The organism is Mycobacterium sp. NGS39, assembly GCF_059812765.1.
Genome location: NZ_JCALDH010000005.1, coordinates 1 through 14,231, shown reverse-complemented (window position 1 = coordinate 14,231; position 14,231 = coordinate 1). Strand labels below are relative to the sequence as shown.

Sequence of the window (14,231 nt, the reverse complement as noted above, 5' to 3'; positions counted from 1 at the left end):
CAAGGGCCGAATGGCGCGAAACGGCGCTCAGGCTTGGGCGGCCTCCAGCGTCTGGTTGAACGTCTTGCTGGGCCGCATCACTGCGGTGGTCTTTTCGGGATCCGGGTAGTAGTAGCCGCCGATGTCGACCGAATTGCCTTGCGCGGCAGCGAGTTCCGACAGAATCGTGTCTTCGTTCTCCGACAGCGACTTCGCCAGCTGCGCGAAGTGATCCGCGAGCTCTTGGTCGTCGCTCTGCTCGGCCAGCTGCTGCGCCCAGTACAAAGCGAGATAGAAGTGGCTGCCCCGGTTGTCCAGCTCGCCGGTCTTGCGCGACGGGCTCTTGTCGTTCTCCAAGAAGCAGCCGATCGCACCGTCGAGCGTCTTGCCGAGAACCGTGGCCCGCTTGTTTCCGGTTTTCGTGCCGATATCCGTCAGGCACGCGCCCAACGCCAGATACTCGCCGAGCGAATCCCACCGCAGGTGGTTCTCCTCGACCAGCTGCTTGACGTGTTTGGGCGCCGAGCCGCCCGCGCCGGTCTCATACATGCCACCGCCGGCCATCAGCGGCACGATCGACAGCATCTTGGCGCTGGTGCCCAGCTCCAGGATCGGGAACAGATCGGTCAGGTAGTCGCGCAGGATGTTGCCGGTGGCCGCGATCGTGTCTTTGCCGCGCACCACGCGTTCGAGCGTGTACCGCATGGCCCACACCTGCGGCATGATCTGGATGTGCAGGCCCTCGGTGTCGTGGTCCTGCAGGTACTTCTTCACCTTTTTGCGTAGCTCGACCTCGTGCGGGCGTTCGATGTCGAGCCAGAACACCACGGTCATGCCGGAGTCGCGGGCCCGGGTGACGGCCAGCTTCACCCAGTCCTGGATCGCCGCATCCTTGGTGACGGGCATGCGCCAGATGTCGCCCTCTTCGACGTTCTGCGTCATCAGCACTTCGCCGGTCTCGTTGTCGACGATGTCGGCGACGCCGTCCTCGGGGATCTCGAAGGTCTTGTCGTGGCTGCCGTACTCCTCGGCTTTCTGTGCCATCAGGCCGACGTTCGGCACGGTGCCCATGGTGGTCGGGTCGAACTGACCGTGGGTCTTACAGAAGTTGATCATCTCCTGATAAATGCGGCTGAATGTCGACTCTGGGTTGACCGCCTTGGTGTCCTTGGTCCGGCCGTCGGCGCCGTACATCTTGCCGCCGAGGCGGATCATCGCCGGCATCGATGCGTCGACGATCACGTCGGACGGCGAGTGGAAGTTCGTGATGCCCCGCGCCGAATCGACCATCGCCAATTCGGGACGATGCTCGTGCACGGCGTGGATGTCGTTGATGATCTCCTCGCGCAACGATCCCGGCAGCGCCTCGATCTTGTTGTAGAGGTCGACCATGCCGTTGTTGACGTTCACGCCGAGTTCGTCGAGCACGTCCTGATGCTTGGCGAACGCTTCCTTGTAGAACACCTTCACGCAGTGGCCGAACACGATCGGGTGGCTGACCTTCATCATCGTGGCCTTGACATGCAGGGAGAACATCACGCCGGTCTTGTAGGCGTCCTCGATCTGCTGCTCGTAGAACGCGCACAGCGCCTTTTTGCTCATGAACATGCTGTCGATGACGTCACCCTCGTCGAGCTTCACCTCGGGCTTGAGCACGATCGTCTCGCCGCGCTTGGTCTTCAGCTCCATCCGCACGTCGCGCGGGCGGTCCAGCGTCATCGACTTCTCGCCGTGGTAGAAGTCGCCGCTCTTCATCGTCGCCACATGGGTGCGGGAGGCCTGCGACCACTCGCCCATGCTGTGCGGGTGCTTGCGCGCGTACTCCTTGACCGCCTTCGCTGCGCGCCGATCCGAATTGCCTTCGCGCAGAACGGGATTGACGGCACTGCCGAGTACCTTCGCGAAGCGCTCCTTGAGCGCCTTCTCCTCGTCGGTCTTGGGATGCGCCGGATAGTCGGGCACCGCGTAGCCCTTCTCCTGCAGTTCCTTGACCGCGTCGGTGAGCTGCGGCACCGAGGCGCTGATGTTGGGCAGTTTGATGATGTTGGTGTCGGGCAGCTGAGTCAGCCGGCCCAGCTCGGCCAGGTTGTCCGGCACGCGCTGATCTTCGTCCAGGCAGTCGGAGAACTCCGCCAGGATGCGGGCCGCCAGCGAGATGTCACTGGTTTCGACCTTGATCCCCGCCGGCTCGGTGAAAGTGCGGATGACCGGCAGCAAGGCATAAGTAGCCAGCAGCGGCGCTTCGTCGGTCAGCGTGTAGATGATGGTCGGTTGCTCATTGCTCATGTGTTGGGTGTCTCCCGCCATCGTTTCGGACAAGCCGACTATCAGTATTCCGTCGAGGCACCCGCCGTGTCAGGGGTGGGTCCGGTAGCGAGGTCAGAGCGGGCGGCCGCGACGCGAACTCGGTGGCAGTGGGCTTGCGGCATGCGATACTCTTCTCATCGGTCAAGAGCGCCAGCGCCAAGCCCCGGCTCGCTGGCCGGCAACCCTCCAACCGCGGTGGGGTGCCCCGGGTGATGACCAGGTTGAGTAGCCGCCAGCGGCTACACGGCAAGCGCGGGTCCGTGATGACGGGCCCCGGACCGGACGGCCCTCACCACAGGAGCACATCGATGACGAACGAACAGGACGATCCCAGCAGCCGCTGGGCGTTCGAGACCAAGCAGATTCACGTCGGCCAGGTCCCGGACGCCGCCACCAACGCCCGGGCGCTGCCGATCTACCAGACCACGTCGTACACGTTCAACGACACCGCCCACGCCGCCGCACTGTTCGGCCTCGAGGTCGAAGGCAACATCTACACCCGGATCGGCAACCCCACCACCGCGGTCGTCGAGCAGCGCATCGCCGCGCTGGAGAACGGCGTGGCCGCGTTGTTCCTGGCGTCCGGGCAGGCGGCGGAGACGTACGCGATCCTCAACATCGCCAACGCCGGCGACCACGTCGTGTCCAGCCCCCGGCTGTACGGCGGCACGTACAACCTGTTCCACTACTCCCTGCCCAAGCTGGGCATCGAGGTCAGCTTCGTCGACGACCCCGACGATCTCGAGTCGTGGCGGGCCGCAGCGCGACCGAACACCAAGGCGTTCTTCGCCGAGACGATTTCCAACCCCAAGATCGACATCCTCGATATCCCCGGCGTCGCGGGGGTGGCCCATGACGTCGGCGTGCCGCTGATCGTCGACAACACCATCGCGACCCCGTATCTCATCCAGCCGATCAACCACGGCGCCGACATCGTCGTGCACTCCGCCACCAAGTACCTCGGCGGCCACGGCGCGGCGATCGCCGGAGTGATCGTCGACGGCGGCACCTTCGACTGGCGCAACGGTAACTTCCCTGGCTTCACCACGCCGGACCCCAGCTACCACGGGGTGGTGTTCGCCGACCTCGGCCCGCCCGCCTTCGCACTCAAGGCGCGGGTGCAGCTGCTGCGCGACCTCGGTTCTGCCCCTTCGCCTTTCAACGCGTTCCTGATTGCGCAGGGTCTGGAGACGCTGAGCCTGCGGGTGGAGCGCCACGTAGAAAATGCGCAACGCGTCGCTCAGTACTTGGCCGGGCACGAGGACGTGGTGTCGGTGAACTACGCCGGGCTGCCCAGCTCGCCGTGGTACGAGCTGGGAAAGAAGCTGGCGCCCAAGGGAACCGGCGCTGTGCTGGCGTTCGAACTGGCCGGCGGCGTGGAGGCCGGCAAAGCGTTCGTCAACGCGCTGACCCTGCACAGCCACGTCGCCAACATCGGTGACGTGCGCTCGCTGGTGATCCACCCGGCGTCCACCACGCACAGCCAGCTCAGCCCCGACGAGCAACTGGCCACCGGCGTGACCCCGGGCCTGGTGCGACTCGCCGTCGGCATCGAGGGGATCGACGACATCATCGCCGACCTCGAGCGCGGCTTCGCCGCCGCCAAGCCGTTCAGTTCGTCGCAGGGCGCCGACCCCCAGTCGGTGGGGTCGCTGTCGTGACGGATTTCGACGTCCCGACCACCCAGCTGCCCGCCGAAGGCGAGATAGGCGTCGTCGACATCGGCCCGCTGCGACTGGAGAGCGGCCGGGTGATCGACGACGTGTCGATCGCTCTGCAACGCTGGGGTGAGCTGTCGCCAGCGCGCGACAACGTGGTGGTGGTGCTGCACGCGCTCACCGGCGACTCGCACGTCGCCGGACCCGCCGGCCCGAACCATCCGACCCCCGGCTGGTGGGACAGCGCAGTGGGTCCCGGCGCGCCGATCGACACCAACCGCTGGTGCGCTGTGGCCACCAACGTGCTGGGCGGCTGCCGCGGCTCGACCGGGCCCAGCTCGCCTGCGCCCGACGGAAGGCCTTGGGGCTCAAGGTTTCCCACGATCACCGTGCGCGACCAAGTGGAAGCCGACGTCGCAGCGCTGGCGGCGGTAGGCATCACGGAGGTGGCGGCGGTGGTCGGCGGCTCGATGGGCGGCGCGCGGGCGCTGGAGTGGATCGTCGGCCATCCCGACAAGGTGCGCGCGGCGCTGGTGCTGGCCGTCGGCGCACGCGCGACCGCCGACCAGATCGGCACGCAGACCACCCAGGTCGCCGCGATCAAAGCCGACCCGAACTGGCAGGGCGGCGACTACTACGGCACCGGCCGGGAACCCGTCGACGGCATGGACATCGCCCGGCGCTTCGCCCATCTGACCTACCGCGGCGAGGTGGAGCTGGACCGGCGCTTCGCCAATCAGCCGCAGGCCTCGGAGAACCCGCTGACCGGCGGCCGGTACGCGGTGCAGAGCTACCTCGAGTACCAGGGCGCCAAGTTGGTCGACCGGTTCGACCCGGGCAGCTATGTGGTGCTCACCGACGCGCTGTCCAGCCACGATGTCGGACGCGGCCGCGGCGGTGTGCCGGCGGCGCTGAGCCGATGTCAGGTTCCCGTGGTGGTGGGCGGCATCACGTCCGACCGGCTGTATCCGCTGCGCCTGCAGGAGGAGCTGGCCGAGCTGTTGCCGGGCTGCCCCGGGCTGAACGTTGTCGACTCGGTGTACGGGCACGACGGGTTCTTGATCGAGTCCGAGGCCGTCGGCGATTTGATCCGGCAGACGCTCAAGCTCGCATCGGCATGACCGACCAGCTAGCCCGCTCGCTGTCGTTCGGAGCCGAAGCGGCCGCATACGAACGCGGCCGGCCGTCGTACCCTCCGGAGGCCATCGACTGGCTGCTGCCGCCCGGTGTGCGCGACGTGCTCGACCTCGGTGCCGGCACGGGCAAGCTCACCACCCGGCTCGTCGAACGCGGGCTGTCCGTGGTTGCGGTCGATCCGATCCCGGAAATGCTCGAGCTGCTTCGTCATTCGCTGCCCGACACGCCCGCGCTGCTCGGTACCGCCGAGGAGATCCCGCTGTCCGACGACAGCGTGGATGCGGTGCTGGTGGCGCAGGCCTGGCATTGGTTCGACCCGGTCCGCGCGGTGGCCGAAGTAGCGCGGGTGCTGCGGCCCGGCGGGCGGCTCGGCCTGGTGTGGAACGTGCGCGACGAGCGGATGGGCTGGGTACGCGATTTGGGCCGCATCATCGGCCATGAGGACGATCCGTTCAACTACCGCGTCACGCTGCCCGAGCCGTTCGTCGACGTCCAGCGCCATCAGGTGGAGTGGACGAATTACCTGACGCCGCAAGCGTTGATCGACTTGGTGGCGTCGCGCAGCTACTGCATCACCTCGCCGACGGAAGTGCGCACCCGGACCCTCGGGCAGGTGCGCGAACTGCTCGCCACGCATCCGGCGTTGGCCAACTCGACGGGCCTGGCCCTGCCGTATGTGACCGTGTGCATTCGGGCCACCCTGTCGACCTAACGTGCTTAGCCCTATTGGCTAAAATGTCCAATATGGCTACTTTGACGTTCCGCAACCGCGACGGTGTGCTGGTCGACGTGCCGACGGTCGCTGCCACTCGGTTCAAGAACGAGTTCGGTGCGGTCTTCGAAGAGGCGTCGCGCCGCGGCGCAGTCGCGATCACCAAGCACAACACACCCAAGGCGGTGCTGCTGTCGTACGACGAGTTCGAGGCCCTGACGACGGGCAGTGTGCCCGCACTCGACGAGTTGACCGCAGACTTCGACCAATTGTTGGAGCGCTTGCAGACGTCGAAGGCCAAGGCAGCCATGGCCGCAGCCTTCGACGCGACGCCTGACGAGCTCGGCCGGGCCGCCGTCGAGGCCGCCCGTCCGAAGCGCCGACGCTGACACCGCCACGGCTTTATGTGGTTGCCGGCGTCAACGGCGCCGGGAAGAGCAGCATTGTCGGCGCGATGATCCGCGCGGCCGGCGCCGACTACTACAACCCCGACGAAGCCGCCAAGTCCTTGACGGCCGCGAACCCGGGGCTCGATCAATCGAAGGCCAACGCTGCCGCGTGGCATGAGGGCAAGCGGCTGCTCGAGCGTGCGATCGAGCAACGGCTCGACTTCGCGCTCGAAACCACTCTGGGCGGCAATACCATCCCGCGCTTGATCACGGACGCGGCATTGGATGGCTTCGAGGTGCGCATGTGGTATGTCGGGCTCGACAGTGCCGAAACACACATCGCGCGAGTGCGGCATCGTGTCCGGGCAGGCGGTCACGACATCCCCGAGCCGGTCATCCGGCGCCGGTGGCGGCACAGTAGGCAAAACCTGATACGGCTGCTGCCCGCGCTCACCGAATTGCGGGTATACGACAACTCAGCCGACGCGGACCCTGCGACCGGCTGTGAACCCCGTCCATCGCTGGTGCTGCACGTGGCGCGCGGTGCGGTGGTCGGGCCGGACGACCTGACGTCGACGCCGGAGTGGGCGAAGCCGATTGTCGCAGCGGCTATTTCGCGCCGAGTGTGGACTTGAGCCACGCTCGGCCGCAGGAAGCGTGGATCAACCCAACACTCGGCCAGGAACTACCTGGTGCCCAGCGGATCGATCGTCCACGCGATGTAGATCACCACAGCGCTGACCACCGCCATCGTCACGAAGTCGGTGAGCCGGCTGCGGACCACCAGCAGGCCCGCGCGACTGTCCGACAAGGTCAACCGCAGCACCGCGGCAACCGCGACCCCGATGCCGATCAACAACGACCCGCGCCGCCAGAAGTCTGCGACCACGAGCACGAATGCCGCCGCAAAGATGAGGAATACCAACAGGATCGGCCACTGGGCGCGGACGACCTGACGGACGGCGTCGCGGGTGCTCATCGCGACTCCGCACGCTCCACGACGTTTGTCAGCAGGAAAGCCCGGGTCAACGGCCCCACGCCGCCGGGATTCGGCGACACGTGGCCCGCCACCTCCCAGACGTCGGGATGCACGTCGCCGGTGAGTTTGCCGTCCACCCGGCTCACCCCGACGTCGACGACCGCGGCCCCCGGCTTAACCATGTCGGCGGTCACCATGTGGGCAACGCCGACCGCCGCGACGACGATGTCGGCCTGCCTCGTCAGCGCCGGCAAATCACGAGTTCCGGTGTGGCACAAGGTGACTGTGGCGTTTTCCGACCGTCGGGTGAGCAGCAGGCCGAGGGGGCGGCCGACGGTCACACCGCGGCCGATCACCACCACGTGCGCGCCGGCGATCGGTACGTCGTAGCGGCGCAGCAGCGCCACGATGCCCCGCGGCGTGCACGGCAGCGGCGCCGCCTTGCCCAGCACCAGCCGGCCGAGGTTGGTCGGATGCAGGCCGTCGGCGTCCTTCTCCGGGTCGATGCGCTCCAGAGCCGCGTTCTCGTCCAACTGCTTGGGCAGCGGCAGCTGCACGATGTAGCCGGTGCACTCGGGGTTGTCGTTGAGCTCGTCGATCGTCTCGTCCAGCTTGGCCTGGCTGATGTCTGCGGGCAGGTCGCGGCGGATCGAGGTGATGCCGACCTTCGCGCAGTCGGCGTGCTTGCCGCGCACATAGGCCTGCGAGCCGGGGTCGTCGCCAACCAGTATCGTGCCGAGCCCGGGGGTGCGTCCGGCGGCCGTCAGCGCCTGGACCCGCTGCGTCAAGTCGGTGAAGATCTCGTCGCGGGTGGCCTTGCCGTCGAGCACCGTCGCAGTCACAAACCTCAGTTTGACAGGCTTGTGGCACGCTTTGAGCCATGGCCCCGATGAGCGTGTTCTCCCCGGCCAAGCTGGGGCCGATCACGCTGCGTAATCGGATCATCAAGGCAGCGACGTTCGAGGCGGCGACGCCCGACGCGCTGGTGACCGACGAGCTCGTCGAATATCACCGGTTGCCTGCGGCCGGTGGGGTGGCGATGACTACCGTCGCCTATTGCGCGGTGTCACCGGGCGGCCGCACGGAGGCCGGTCAGCTGTGGATGCGACCCGAGGCGGTGCCCGGGCTACGCCGGCTGACCGAGGCCGTGCACGCCGAAGGCGCCGCGGCCAGCGCGCAGATCGGGCACGCCGGGCCCGTCCGGGTGGGCCCGGCCGACAAATCGCCGGCGCTGGCGCCGGTCCGCAGCTTCAACCCGATCGTCCTGCGGTTCGCCAAGAAAGCCACCCGCGACGACATCGACAAGGTGATCGCCGACCACGCCGCAGCGGCCCGGCTGGCCGTCGACGCCGGCTTCGACGCCGTCGAAATCCATCTGGGGCACGGCTACTTCTGCAGTTCGTTCCTCAGCCCGCTGGTGAATCGTCGTGACGACGAGTTCGGCGGCTCGCTGCACAACCGCGCGAAGGTGGCCCGCCAAGTGGTGCAGGCGGTGCGCCAGGCCGTGGGCAACCAGATCGCGGTGACCGCGAAACTCAATATGGCAGACGGGATCCGGACCGGCATCACCGTCGACGAAGCGCTCACCACTGCCACCTGGCTGCAGGATGACGGCGGCCTCGACGCCCTGGAACCGACGGCGGGCAGCTCGTTCGTCAACCCCATGTACCTGTTCCGAGGCGACGTTCCGCTGGAGGACTTCGCGAAGATCTTCAAGCCCCCGACGAGCTGGGGGCTGCGGCTGGTGGGCAAGAAGATCTTCCGCGAATACCCCTACCGCGACGCCTACCTGCTCGACTTGGCGCGCACGTTCCGTGCCGAGCTGTCGATGCCGCTGATCCTGCTGGGCGGCATCACCAACCGCGAAACCATGGACCTCGCGATGGCCGAGGGATTCGAGTTCGTCGCGATGGCCCGCGCGTTGCTGGCCGAACCGGATCTGGTCAACCGGATCGCCGCGGGCGGCACCGCGGTGCGATCGGCCTGCACGCACTGCAACAAGTGCATGCCCGCCGCTTTTCGCTCGCGGCCCACCGTGCGCACCCGATGCGTCGTCACCGGAGCGCCCGGCTGACGCGTCGGGACGCCGCTGCCCTTATAGAGTGACGGCTAATGAGCCGACCATCACCGCCCGCGCTGACTGTTCGGACCGACGGGTCGCAACGCACCTTCGCGCCGGGCCATGACGTGGTCATCGGCCGCGATCTGCGCGCCGACGTCCGGGTCGCTCATCCACTCGTCTCACGCGCGCACGTGCTGCTGCGGTTCGACCGCGGCCGCTGGGTGGCGATCGACAACGGCAGCCTCAACGGGATGTTCGTCGACCACCGCCGCGTGCCGTCGGTGGAGATCCGCGACGGGCAGAGCATCAACATCGGCAACCCGGACGGCCCCCGGCTGACATTCGAAGTCGGACGCCACCAAGGTGCTGTGGGCCGGCCGCCGCAGACCACGTCGGTGCCGGCCCAAGCCCGCGGCGCTGCCACCTGGCAGGGCCACCAGCAGTCCGTGCCGCACGCCCCCGCGGAGTATCCGCCGAGCACGCCGCAGCCGTCGTACCCGCCGACGCAGCCGCCGCACACGTATCCGCCCGGCGCATCCAGTGGCCCGCAGACGCGGCCGCCCAGCACGAATGCGCCGGCGTCCCGGGCGCCGTCGCCGCCTGTGTCGCAGCCGGACAATCAGCCGCCGCCGACGCAGATCCGGCCGACGGCACGTCCCACCGGCGCCGACGGCCAGAACCTGGCGACGAGCATGATCCGCATCCTGCGTGGCGGCGCTGCGCCTCCGCCGCCGGGGGCGACGACGATCGGCCGCGCCACCGACAACGACATCGTGATTCCCGACGTGCTGGCGTCGCGGCACCACGCGACGTTGGTGGCGACGGCCGAGGGCGTCGAGATCCAGGACGCGCGCAGCATCAACGGCACGTTCGTCAACGGCAACCGGGTGGACCGGGCGCTGCTGCGCGACGGCGACGTCGTCACGATCGGCAACGTCGACCTGGTGTTCCAGAGCGGCACGCTGGTCCGTCGTACCGAGACCGAAGCCGCCACCCGCACAGGCGGTTTGGAGGTTCGCGACGTCAGCCTGGAGATCGAGCACGGCCGCACGCTGCTGGACAACATCTCGTTCTCGGCGCGGCCCGGCACGCTGACCGCGGTGATCGGCCCGTCCGGCGCCGGCAAGTCGACGCTGGCGAAAGTCATTGTCGGGGCCAGTAATCCGACCCGCGGCAGGGTGCTGTTCGAGGGCCACGACGTCCACGCCGAGTACGCGTCGCTGCGCAGTCGTATCGGGATGGTGCCGCAAGACGACGTGGTGCACGGTCAGCTGACCGTCGAGCAGGCGCTCGGCTATGCGGCCGAGCTGCGGCTGCCGCCGGACACCACCAAGGAAGACCGGCGTCAGGTGATGATGAACGTGCTCGAGGAGCTCGAGCTCACCCCGCACGCGGGCACCCGGGTGGACAAGCTGTCCGGCGGACAGCGCAAACGCGCCTCGGTGGCGATGGAGCTGCTCACCGGCCCGTCGCTGCTGATTCTCGACGAGCCCACCTCGGGTCTGGATCCGGCGCTGGATCGCCAGGTGATGACGATGCTGCGCCAGCTGGCCGACGCGGGCCGCACCGTGATCGTCGTGACCCATTCGCTGACCTACCTCGACGTGTGCGACCAGGTGCTGCTGCTGGCGCCCGGCGGTAAGACCGCGTTCTGCGGGACACCCGGCGACATCGGCTCGGCAATGGGCACCACCAACTGGGCCGACATCTTCAGCGCCGTGGCAAGCGACCCCGAGGGCGCGAAGCTGCGGTTCCTGGAACGCCATCCGGCCCCGCCGTCGCTGCCGGAGACCGAGAAGCCGACGGACTTGGGCAAGCCGGTGCACACCAGCCTGTGGCGGCAGTTCTCGACGGTCACCCGCCGGCAGGTGCGGCTGATCGTCGCCGACCGCGGCTACTTCGTCTTCTTGATGCTGCTGCCGCTGATCATGGGCGCACTGGTCAAGGCAGTGCCCGGCGACGTCGGGTTCGGAATCCCGAACCCCTACGGCGACGCACCGAACGAGCCGGGCCAGATTCTGGTGCTGCTCAACGTCGGAGCGATCTTCATGGGCACCGCGCTGACCATCCGCACGCTGATCGGCGAGCGGCCGATCTTCCTTCGCGAGCAGGCGGTGGGGTTGTCCACGACTGCCTACCTGTTGGCGAAGATCTGTGTGTTCACGGTGTTCGCGGTGGTCCAGTCGGCGATCGTGGTGGCGATTGCGGTGTGGGGCAAGGGCGCTCCCACCCAGGGCGCAGTGCTGCTGAAGAGTCCGGCCTTCGAGCTGTTCGTCGACGTGGCGTTGACCTGTGTGGCCGCGGCGATGGTGGGCCTGGCGCTGTCGGCGCTGGCCAAGTCCAACGAGCAGATCATGCCGCTGCTGGTGGTGGCGATCATGTCGCAGCTGGTGTTCTCCGGCGGCATGATCCCCGTGACGCATCGCGTTGGGCTGGACCAGCTTTCGTGGTTCACGCCGGCGCGCTGGGGATTCGCCGCGTCGGCGTCGACGGTGGATCTGATCAAGCTCGTCCCCGGTCCGCTCACCCCGAAGGACTCGCACTGGCACCACACGTCGAGCGCCTGGCTGTTCGACATGGCGATGCTGGCCGCGATCTGTGTCGGCTACGCCTCGTTCGTGCGCTGGAGAATCCGCCTTAAGGGCTCGTAGCCTCGGCGCGGCTCCTCCGGGAAACGACTACTCGGGCGGAGGCGGCACCACGGGACGGCACACGTTGGCTACCGGGTCCCACCAGTTGCCCCAGCCGCAATCCTGCGGAGGCGGCGGCACCACCGGCCGACACACGTTGGCTGCCGGATCCCACCAATTGCCCCAGCCGCAATCCTGCGGAGGCGGCGGCACCACCGGCCGACACACGTTGGCTGCCGGATCCCACCAATTGCCCCAGCCGCAGTCCTGCGGAGGCGGCGGCACCACCGGCCGACACACGCTCGCCACCGGGTCCCACCATGTACCCCACTCGCAGTCGGCGTGACTCACCGCTGGCGAGACGACCGTCACGTACGCCAAGGGCGCCAATGCAACTGCAAGGGCGCCGGCCAAACGAGGAAACAACTTGCTCATCAAAGCCCCTCCATCCGCAAGCGTGCAGTCCCCCGGCGCCTGTCTTCTTCCCGCAGACACCCCCCGCGAAACGTGCTACCTCGCGTGCGCCAGAGCGCGCACGGCGAAAAGACGGCCGCACCGGGCGCTATGCGACACTGCATGCGGAACGCGACTGGAGGGACTGTATGCCGGGCCGGACGAAAAGAAGTCTCTTTACGGTTTCGAGGGCGGCCGCAGCGGCTTCGCTCGTGGTTTCGGTGCTGGCGGTGAATGCGGCTCCCGCACTTGCAGATCCGGATCCGGCCGTGCCTGACCCAGGGGTGGTCGCCGGGCCGGTCGCGGGGCAGGACCCGACGCCGTTCACCGGCACGCCGCCGTTCGGACCGCCGAGGATCGTCCCTGCCAACGGCTCCACGGTGGGCGTGGGCCAGCCGATCATCATCAACTTCCCCGGTTTGGTCGACGACGCCGTCGCAGCCGAAGGCGCCGTGCACGTCTCCTCGGTCCCTCCGGTTCCGGGGAAGTTCTACTGGATGACGCCTACGCAATTGCGCTGGCGTCCGCTGAGCTTCTGGCCCGCCCACACCGCGGTGACCGTCGACGCCGGCGGCACGGTGTCGAGCTTTCGTACCGGCGATGCGCTGGTCGCCACCGCCGACGACGCCACACATCAGCTGACCGTCACCCGCAACGGAGCCGTCGTGAAGACGATGCCGATGTCGATGGGTATGTCAGCCGGCGGCCATCAGACCCCGAACGGCACATACTACGTCCAAGAGAAGATGCCGTCGGTGGTGATGGACTCCTCGACCTACGGCGTTCCGGTCAACTCCACCTACGGATACAAGACGACGGTCGAGCTCGCCGTCCGGTTCGACGACAGCGGCGACTTCGTGCACAGCGCTCCGTGGTCTGTGGACGACCAGGGTAAGCGCGACGTCAGTCATGGCTGCATCAACATCAGCCCGGCCAACGCCCGGTGGTTCTTCGACAACTTCGGACCCGGCGATCCGATCATCGTGAAGAACTCCAGCGGCGGCACCTACTCGCGGCACGACGGGTCCAACGACTGGCAGATGTAGCCGGCACCTATAGCCGCTATCGGCTCGGCAAGGCGTAATTGCTTTCTGCGCAATGACTTAGAGCTTTCTCGATTGTGCTCCGCGGACGCGCTAAAGCGCGTAGCGTCGCATCGCCAGGACATCCTGCTGGTCAATGTCGACCACTCCCCCATCACCGTGCAGTCCCGGTTCGTCACCTGAGAGGAAGTCGTCGTGAACGAGGTGCTAGCACGCGCCGGTATTTTTCAGGGGGTGGCGCCCAGCGCCGTCGGCGCGCTCACCCAGCAGCTCGAGCCGGTGACGTTCCCTCGCGGCCACACCATCTTCCGCGAAGGCGACCCTGGCGAGCAGCTGTACATCATCACCGCCGGCAAGGTGAAGGTCGGCCGCCGCACTCCTGACGGGCGCGAGAGTCTGATCACGCTGCTGGGTCCGGCTGACATGTTCGGCGAGCTCGCACTTTTCGACCCGGGACCGCGCACGTCCACGGTCACCGCCTTGACCGAGGTGCGCGCGGTGATGATGGACCGCGCCGCGCTGCGCTCGTGGATCACTCAGTATCCGGATATCGCCGAGCAGCTGCTGCGGGTGCTGGCGCGGAGGCTGCGGCGCACCAACGATGCGTTGACCAGCTTGATCTTCACTGACGTTCCCGGCCGGGTCGCCAAGCAACTGCTGCACCTCGCGCAGCGGTTCGGCACCCGCGAAGGCTCGGCGCTGCGCGTCGACCACGACCTCACCCAAGAGGAGCTTGCTCAGTTGGTCGGCTCGTCGCGGGAGACGGTCAACAAGGCCCTCAGCGACTTCGCGAAACGGGGATGGATCCGAGTCGAAGGCAAGAGTGTGCTGATCGACGACCCGGAGCGGCTTGCTCGGCGTGCTCGGTAGAAGCTCTCTATC

General features: G+C 67.6%; 13 protein-coding genes and 1 riboswitch. Of the genes, 9 read left to right on the top strand and 4 right to left on the bottom strand.

Annotated elements, in window-relative coordinates; translation table 11 throughout:
- Positions 1-27: 27 nt before the first annotated feature.
- A complete protein-coding gene (locus AC5Y39_RS08490; RefSeq protein ID WP_500021442.1) occupies positions 28-2,265 on the bottom strand; it encodes an NADP-dependent isocitrate dehydrogenase in 2,238 nt (745 codons plus the stop codon).
- 160 nt (positions 2,266-2,425) lie between these two features.
- A riboswitch (SAM riboswitch) is annotated at positions 2,426-2,545 on the top strand.
- Between the two features lie 49 nt (positions 2,546-2,594).
- On the opposite strand from AC5Y39_RS08490, the gene AC5Y39_RS08485 reads away from it, so the two are divergent.
- Genes AC5Y39_RS08485 through AC5Y39_RS08465 form a run of 5 tightly spaced genes read left to right on the top strand, consistent with a single transcriptional unit; the run spans position 2,595 to position 6,817 of the window.
- Positions 2,595-3,947 carry a bifunctional o-acetylhomoserine/o-acetylserine sulfhydrylase gene (locus tag AC5Y39_RS08485; protein ID WP_500021444.1) on the top strand — a complete coding sequence of 451 codons (1,353 nt, stop codon included), beginning with the start codon at positions 2,595-2,597 and terminating at the stop codon, positions 3,945-3,947.
- Positions 3,944-5,065, top strand: a complete 1,122-nt coding sequence (metX, locus tag AC5Y39_RS08480; protein WP_500021446.1) for a homoserine O-acetyltransferase MetX — start codon at positions 3,944-3,946, stop codon at positions 5,063-5,065. The genes AC5Y39_RS08485 and metX overlap by 4 nt, the downstream gene beginning before the upstream one ends.
- The gene (locus tag AC5Y39_RS08475; RefSeq protein WP_500021448.1) at positions 5,062-5,793 is read left to right on the top strand and encodes a class I SAM-dependent methyltransferase; all 732 of its coding nucleotides are present in this window, start codon (positions 5,062-5,064) and stop codon (positions 5,791-5,793) included. The genes metX and AC5Y39_RS08475 overlap by 4 nt, the downstream gene beginning before the upstream one ends.
- A gap of 32 nt (positions 5,794-5,825) precedes the next feature.
- On the top strand, positions 5,826-6,182 hold the full coding sequence (locus AC5Y39_RS08470) for a type II toxin-antitoxin system prevent-host-death family antitoxin (protein ID WP_500021450.1): 357 nt from the start codon (positions 5,826-5,828) through the stop codon (positions 6,180-6,182).
- Entirely contained in the window at positions 6,179-6,817 is a 639-nt protein-coding gene (locus AC5Y39_RS08465) for an ATPase (RefSeq protein ID WP_500021466.1), read from the top strand. Before AC5Y39_RS08470 ends, AC5Y39_RS08465 begins: the two co-directional genes overlap by 4 nt.
- Positions 6,818-6,867: 50 nt before the next feature.
- Here AC5Y39_RS08465 and AC5Y39_RS08460 read toward each other — a convergent pair whose 3' ends face one another.
- Together AC5Y39_RS08460 and AC5Y39_RS08455 are read right to left on the bottom strand one after the other, a co-directional pair.
- Entirely contained in the window at positions 6,868-7,161 is a 294-nt protein-coding gene (locus AC5Y39_RS08460) for a DUF3017 domain-containing protein (protein ID WP_500021452.1), read from the bottom strand.
- Positions 7,158-8,003, bottom strand: coding sequence for a bifunctional methylenetetrahydrofolate dehydrogenase/methenyltetrahydrofolate cyclohydrolase (locus tag AC5Y39_RS08455; RefSeq protein ID WP_500021454.1), 846 nt, complete (start codon positions 8,001-8,003; stop codon positions 7,158-7,160). Before AC5Y39_RS08455 ends, AC5Y39_RS08460 begins: the two co-directional genes overlap by 4 nt.
- A 38-nt stretch (positions 8,004-8,041) precedes the next feature.
- Between AC5Y39_RS08455 and AC5Y39_RS08450 the strand changes: the two genes are divergently transcribed.
- Positions 8,042-9,235 carry an NADH:flavin oxidoreductase gene (locus AC5Y39_RS08450; RefSeq protein WP_500021456.1) on the top strand — a complete coding sequence of 398 codons (1,194 nt, stop codon included), beginning with the start codon at positions 8,042-8,044 and terminating at the stop codon, positions 9,233-9,235.
- A 38-nt stretch (positions 9,236-9,273) separates the two neighbouring features.
- Positions 9,274-11,874, top strand: coding sequence for an FHA domain-containing protein (locus tag AC5Y39_RS08445; protein ID WP_500021458.1), 2,601 nt, complete (start codon positions 9,274-9,276; stop codon positions 11,872-11,874).
- A 27-nt stretch (positions 11,875-11,901) separates the two neighbouring features.
- Here the strand turns inward: AC5Y39_RS08445 and AC5Y39_RS08440 are convergent, their stop codons facing one another.
- Entirely contained in the window at positions 11,902-12,288 is a 387-nt protein-coding gene (locus tag AC5Y39_RS08440; protein ID WP_500048205.1) for a hypothetical protein, read from the bottom strand.
- Positions 12,289-12,455: 167 nt separating this feature from the next.
- Here AC5Y39_RS08440 and AC5Y39_RS08435 point away from each other — a divergent pair, with 167 nt between their 5' ends.
- On the top strand, positions 12,456-13,352 hold the full coding sequence (locus AC5Y39_RS08435) for a L,D-transpeptidase (RefSeq protein WP_500021692.1): 897 nt from the start codon (positions 12,456-12,458) through the stop codon (positions 13,350-13,352).
- A gap of 192 nt (positions 13,353-13,544) precedes the next feature.
- On the top strand, positions 13,545-14,219 hold the full coding sequence (gene crp / locus AC5Y39_RS08430; RefSeq protein ID WP_499950284.1) for a cAMP-activated global transcriptional regulator CRP: 675 nt from the start codon (positions 13,545-13,547) through the stop codon (positions 14,217-14,219).
- The last annotated feature ends 12 nt before the right edge of the window (positions 14,220-14,231 follow it).

Excerpts from the sequence above, each read along its gene's own strand:
- AC5Y39_RS08445 (WP_500021458.1), top strand. The coding sequence starts at position 9,274 with ATGAGCCGACCATCACCGCCCGCGCTGACTGTTCGGACCGACGGGTCG.
- AC5Y39_RS08475 (WP_500021448.1), top strand. The coding sequence starts at position 5,062 with ATGACCGACCAGCTAGCCCGCTCGCTGTCGTTCGGAGCCGAAGCGGCC.
- AC5Y39_RS08440 (WP_500048205.1), bottom strand. The coding sequence starts at position 12,288 with ATGAGCAAGTTGTTTCCTCGTTTGGCCGGCGCCCTTGCAGTTGCATTG.
- AC5Y39_RS08490 (WP_500021442.1), bottom strand. The coding sequence starts at position 2,265 with ATGAGCAATGAGCAACCGACCATCATCTACACGCTGACCGACGAAGCG.
- AC5Y39_RS08485 (WP_500021444.1), top strand. The coding sequence starts at position 2,595 with ATGACGAACGAACAGGACGATCCCAGCAGCCGCTGGGCGTTCGAGACC.
- AC5Y39_RS08460 (WP_500021452.1), bottom strand. The coding sequence starts at position 7,161 with ATGAGCACCCGCGACGCCGTCCGTCAGGTCGTCCGCGCCCAGTGGCCG.
- AC5Y39_RS08470 (WP_500021450.1), top strand. The coding sequence starts at position 5,826 with ATGGCTACTTTGACGTTCCGCAACCGCGACGGTGTGCTGGTCGACGTG.
- AC5Y39_RS08450 (WP_500021456.1), top strand. The coding sequence starts at position 8,042 with ATGGCCCCGATGAGCGTGTTCTCCCCGGCCAAGCTGGGGCCGATCACG.
- AC5Y39_RS08435 (WP_500021692.1), top strand. The coding sequence starts at position 12,456 with ATGCCGGGCCGGACGAAAAGAAGTCTCTTTACGGTTTCGAGGGCGGCC.